This is a genomic window from Mesorhizobium sp. M1A.F.Ca.IN.020.06.1.1, from assembly GCF_004023265.1.
Classification (GTDB): Bacteria; Pseudomonadota; Alphaproteobacteria; order Rhizobiales; family Rhizobiaceae; genus Mesorhizobium.
In genome coordinates this window covers 1-563 of sequence record NZ_RZSR01001706.1, presented here as the reverse complement: position 1 = coordinate 563, position 563 = coordinate 1, and the positions used below count along the sequence as shown (strand labels likewise).

2 protein-coding genes are annotated in these 563 nt (G+C 59.5%); both read right to left on the bottom strand.

Going from position 1 to position 563, the window contains the following annotated elements; genetic code table 11:
• The coding region (locus tag EOA60_RS36475) for a DUF480 domain-containing protein (RefSeq protein ID WP_128312805.1) at positions 1–104 on the bottom strand (104 nt) is incomplete at its 3' end.
• Positions 105–267: 163 nt separating this feature from the next.
• Positions 268–563 (bottom strand): ISAs1 family transposase (locus tag EOA60_RS36470; protein ID WP_128312804.1); only part of this gene is annotated, 296 nt, incomplete at its 5' end.

Below are 563 nucleotides of genomic sequence, written 5' to 3'. Positions count from 1 at the left end.
CCGTTGAGCGTCAGTGGATAGACATCCGGCGTCAGCTCCTTCTTCTCGATCAGCGAGCCCAGCACGCGCGCTTCGACGGCGGAGAGAAGGGGGAGATCGGTCATTGGGTTGGTATCCTTTTGGCGCTGGAGGGACAGCACTCCCCTCTGGCCTGCCGGCCATCTCCCCCGCAAGGGGGCAGCAGTTGCGGCGCCGCTCGCCCCTTGTTGCAATGTCGGAGATTAGCGAAAGCCGTGATGACAGCCAATCTCCCCCTTGCGGGCAGGGCTATCGCATATGAGTAAAGAGTTCATAGAAGAAGTCTTTGCTCCAATTGGCCCTGCGCATCTTGCTGGCGATTGGTTTGTCGAGGGGATGGGCAGCCAAGATGTTTTGGGCGAGCCTGCGGATGACGGCCAGGTTTTGTGGCGCGTTGTCATTTCGGGTGCGGGCGTCATCCTCGTGGAAGACAACATCAAGGGTCCAGTGCAACTGGTTCTCGATCGTCCAGTGGGCACGAACCGTCTCAGCCAATTTGTTGGGCGTCAGCACCTTGGAGAGGGCGATATAGCGGACCGATGTGG